Genomic DNA, 4,252 nt, shown 5'->3' on the forward strand with positions numbered 1-4,252 from the left:
CGCGTCCGTCGGTCCCACCTTCTCGATCCGGTCCTGCAGCGCGCGCAGCACCTTGGCCTGCGCGGCCTGGCTCTTGTCGCCCACCTCGTCCAGGTAGAGCGTGCCGCTGTGCGCCTGCTCGAACTTGCCGGTCCGGTCAGCGTGCGCGCCGGTGAACGAGCCCTTGACGTGACCGAACAGCTCGCTCTCGATCAGCTCGGCCGGGATGGCGGCGCAGTTCACCTCGACGAACGGTGCGTCCGCCCGCGCTGACAGCCGGTGCAGCGCCCGCGCCACCAGCTCCTTGCCCGTGCCGTTCTCACCCGTGATGAGGACGCGCGCGTCCGTCGGTCCCACCTTCTCGATCCGGTCCAGCAGCGCCCGGATCGCGAAGCTCGAGCCCACGATCTCGTAGCGGCTCTCGAACTCGCCCCGCAGTCGCGCGTTTTCGAGCTCGAGCCCGCGTTGCAGCAACGCGTTGCGGATGGTGAGCAGCAGCCGGTCGGTATCGAGCGGCTTCTCGAGGAAATCGTAGGCGCCGCGGCGGGTCGCGTCGACCGCCGTCTCGATGGTGCCGTGCCCGCTGATCATGACCACCAGCGCGCCGGGATCCTGCTCGCGCAGCCGACCGAGCACCTCCAGTCCATCCATGCGCGCCATCTTCACATCCAGGAACGTCAGGTCGGGCCGGAACTCCTGGTAAATGGAGAGCGCTTCCCCGCCGCCGGCGGCAGTGCGGACCTCGTGCCCGTCATACTCGAGGACCTGGCGCAGCACCCGCCGGATCCCTTCCTCGTCATCCACCACCAGGATACGCGCCACGGCCGTCTCCTCAGTTGGCGCGGCCGCGGCCACGCCAGGTGAGCAGGATCAGCGAGTCGCCGCGTACGTAGGCGGTCGCGGCGCCGGGCGGGAGTGGTATCTCGAGCGCGTCGGGCGGCAGGCCGGCCACTTCACGCCGGCCCAGGCTGCGCAGGATGCCAGGGAAGAGGCGACGCGGCACCGGCACACGCGCGGCGTGCAGCTCGTCCACGGCCAGGGCTACCCGCCCGCTGTCCAGAGGAATGAGCTGCCCGTTCACGGTCAACTCGGTCGTATCCGGCAGGAACGCCAGCACCTCGCCCGCGCTCGCCAGCCGCGGAAAGTGCTCGGTGGGGACGCGCGCCCGCAGCCGTACGCGCCCGTCCTCGAGGTCAATGGAGGGCGAGAGCACGTACTCGGGCAGCATGCCGTCCGGCCCGTACTCGAGCAGGCTTTGCACCTCCGTCTCGGTCAGCACGACGCGCTCCGGCGCATCCGGCTGCTCGAGGCGCACGACCTTGGATTCGGCGAGATCAGCCAGCTCCTGACTGGGCACGGCGGGCCCGCCCTCGCGCGAGGCGCGCAGCTCACCCCAGGCGGCGCGCAGCGGCTCGCGGAAGTACCAGGCGAGGAAGAGGGCGGCGACGAGGAGGACGAGCAGCAGCAGCCGCTTCAGGCATCCGCCCAGCAGCGGGATCATGGCCGTCTCCCTCCCTGAGCGCGGGCGCCGCCTGCGGGGCGGGCGTCCTCCGCGCCGCCGGCCAGCGGCGCGGCCGTGAGCACCTCGTAGCGGGCGCCGGCGGGCGAGAGGCGGCTCTGCATCAGGTCGAGCGTGCGGGCCGGGAGCACACCCTGGTAGGAGAAGCCGGCGACTAGCTCCGGCAGTCGCCGGAAGTCGGCCGGGCGCGCGTCGGCATGGGCCCGTCCCAGGGTAATGTGCGGGTGGTACGCCCGCTGCTCGCGCCGGAACCCCAGGCTCTCGAAGCCGCGCTCGAGCTGCTCCTGCAGGCTGGCGAGCTGCGGGACGGCCTCCGCGCCCACCCAGATCACGCGCGGCCGCTGCACGCTGGGAAACGCGCCGCAGCCAGCCAGCGCCAGATCAACGGGCGAACCCCCAGCCGCCACCGTGTCCAGCAGCGCCTGTACTCGCTCCACCTGCTCGGCCGCGACCGCGCCCAGGAACTTCAACGTCAGGTGGATGAACTCCGGCTCGACCCAGCGCACCGGGAGCCCGGCCGCGCGCAAGGCTGCAGCGGCCTCGTACATCCGGTCGCGTTCGGCCGCGGGCAGGTTGAGGGCCACGAAGAGCCTCACCGGCCATCTCCGGTCCCGGCCTGCCTGGCGGCGGCCAGGTCGACGGCCACGTAGCGAAAGCCGAGCGCTTTGATCTCGGGCGCCAGGCGCGCCAGTTTCGCCAGGTGCGGGGCCGCGGTCTCGAGCGCCGCGATCTCGCGCTCGTGGCCCGCCGCGGTGACCCGAACACCCTCCAGTCCGCGGTCCCGCAGCAGGCGCTCGACCGCTTCAACCCTATGGTCCGCCCCGGCTGCCACCGGCGCCGCCGGGCCTGCCGCGCGCCGCGCCCCGCGCGACCCGGTGCCTCGCCCGCGCCGGCGGCTCACCCGGCCGCCTCCTGGCGGGCCGCGGCCAGGCCTTCGTTCAGCGCGCCGCGCCGGTAACCCTCCACGTCGAGCAGCACTCGCCGGAATCCTAGCCCCCGCAGCAGGTGGTTCAGCGGTCCCGCATCACTCAGCGCCCGGGCCATTTCGGCCGGTGCCAGCTCGAGCCGCGCCACCTCGCCGTGATGGCGCACGCGGAACTCACGGAACCCCCGCGCCCGCAGCGCCGCCTCTGCTGCCTCGATGCCGCGCAGCCGCTGCCGCGTCACGGCGAGGCCATAAGGGATGCGGCTGGAGAGGCAGGGTGCCGACGGCTGGTCCCACGTGGGCAGCCCCATCCGGTGCGACAGCTCCCGGACCTCGACCTTACGCAGCCCGGCCTCCTGCAGGGGTGAACGCACGCCGTGCTCACGCGCCGCCCGGCCACCCGGCCGGTAATCCCGCGCGTCGTCGGCGTTCGAGCCGTCCAGCACCACGGCCAGCCCCCGCGCAGCCGCCACGTCCGCCAGCCGCGACCATAGCTCGGTCTTGCAGTAGTAGCAGCGGTTGCTGGGGTTCGCCACGTAGTTCGGGTCCGCCAGCTCGTCGGTGTCGATCTCGAGGTGCGGGATGCCAAACCGGCGGGCGCACTCGACGGCCATTTCCCGCTGCACCACCGGATACGCCGCGCTCCGCCCGGTCACTGCCAGCACGCGCGCGGCCCCCAGCACCCTCACCGCCGCCGTCGCCAGGAAGGCAGAATCCACGCCACCTGAGTAGCCAATGCATACGGAGTCGCATTCGCGCAGGATCGCGGCCAGCCTGGCGAATTTCGCATCCAGCGCTGCCGTTCCTCCCCTGCCCACCCCGCCTGCAAGCTTCTCCATTGCCGTACCTCCGCCGCGTGACCGCCCTATGTTACTACCCTCCCCAGACGACGGAAACCGAGGGGACGCCGCGCCCGCTGCGTCGTCGGCCCCAGAAGCTATCACTCCGTCGGACGCCCCTCGTGGGAGGAGGGCGAAAGGTACCTGAGCAGATCCCGGCTGCCCAGCACGGGCGGCGCCTGGACATGGGTGCTCATGAAGAACGCCACCGAGGAGCCGGTGCGCAGGGAGCCGTGCGTGCCGGTCACGTCCACAAGGAGGTCCGCCGCCGGATCGCCGAAGTGGTAGCCGGGCTCGAGACTCACGACCAGGTTGGCGGGGTGCCGCACGCTCCGCTGCATGCCTACCACGATCCGGCGCAAGGCATCGATGTACGGGGTGTCGAAGCTCTCGCGGAATCCGAATTTGCGAAGCGCTGTACCGCCCCGCCGCAAGGAAGGTTTCAGCCGGCTGGCGCGGCACCGCTCCGCCCGCTATGCTGTGCCGCCAAGAATAGACGCGTCAACCCTCACCCGGGCACGGCCATGCTCCTGAACCGTCTGCGCCCCATCTGGCACCGCTGCTTCTGCTCGCTCACGCTCGTCATCGGCCTGGCTACTGCGGCGGCCGCGCAGGCGCCGACGCTCGTTTACCCGACGACGCAGGCCGGCGACGTCGTCGACCATTATCACGGCGCTCGCGTGCCGGACCCCTACCGCTGGCTCGAGGACACGAACTCGCCCCAGACCGGGGCCTGGGTCACGGCGCAGAACGAGGTCACGTTCCGCTATCTGGAAGCCTTGCCCGCTCGCGCGCCCCTGCAGGCGCGCCTCACCCGGTTGTGGAATTACCCCAAGTACGGCACCCCATTCCGCGAGGGCGGGCTCTACTTCTTCTCCAAGTATGACGGGCTGCAGAACCAGTCCGTGCTGTACGTGCAGCCCTCCCTCGTCGCCGAGCCGAGCGTACTGCTCGATCCCAACACCCTGGCGGCCGACGGCACGGTAGCGC

The 4,252-nt window shown here is 71.6% G+C and carries 7 protein-coding genes; 1 reads left to right on the forward strand and 6 read right to left on the reverse strand.

Annotated elements, in window-relative coordinates:
• The 6 genes from HY703_05490 to HY703_05515 form a co-directional block, all read right to left on the reverse strand.
• A partial coding sequence (locus tag HY703_05490; GenBank protein MBI4544623.1) for a sigma-54-dependent Fis family transcriptional regulator occupies positions 1–801 on the reverse strand: 801 nt, incomplete at its 3' end.
• A 10-nt stretch (positions 802–811) separates the two neighbouring features.
• Complete coding sequence (locus HY703_05495) at positions 812–1,480, reverse strand: hypothetical protein (GenBank protein MBI4544624.1); 669 nt, start codon at positions 1,478–1,480, stop codon at positions 812–814.
• Complete coding sequence (thpR, locus tag HY703_05500; GenBank protein ID MBI4544625.1) at positions 1,477–2,094, reverse strand: RNA 2',3'-cyclic phosphodiesterase; 618 nt, start codon at positions 2,092–2,094, stop codon at positions 1,477–1,479. Before thpR ends, HY703_05495 begins: the two co-directional genes overlap by 4 nt.
• Positions 2,091–2,399 (reverse strand): hypothetical protein, encoded by a 309-nt coding sequence (locus HY703_05505; protein MBI4544626.1) that lies wholly within the window; start codon positions 2,397–2,399, stop codon positions 2,091–2,093. The genes thpR and HY703_05505 overlap by 4 nt, the downstream gene beginning before the upstream one ends.
• Positions 2,396–3,262: an ATP-dependent sacrificial sulfur transferase LarE gene (gene larE / locus HY703_05510; GenBank protein ID MBI4544627.1), complete on the reverse strand. Its 867-nt coding sequence runs from the start codon at positions 3,260–3,262 to the stop codon at positions 2,396–2,398. Before larE ends, HY703_05505 begins: the two co-directional genes overlap by 4 nt.
• A 101-nt stretch (positions 3,263–3,363) precedes the next feature.
• Positions 3,364–3,696, reverse strand: a complete 333-nt coding sequence (locus tag HY703_05515; protein ID MBI4544628.1) for a hypothetical protein — start codon at positions 3,694–3,696, stop codon at positions 3,364–3,366.
• A gap of 90 nt (positions 3,697–3,786) precedes the next feature.
• On the opposite strand from HY703_05515, the gene HY703_05520 reads away from it, so the two are divergent.
• On the forward strand, positions 3,787–4,252 hold a 466-nt coding region (locus HY703_05520), incomplete at its 3' end, for a S9 family peptidase (GenBank protein ID MBI4544629.1).

The sequence above is a fragment of the Gemmatimonadota bacterium genome, from assembly GCA_016209965.1.
GTDB lineage: Bacteria > Gemmatimonadota > Gemmatimonadetes > Longimicrobiales > RSA9 > JACQVE01.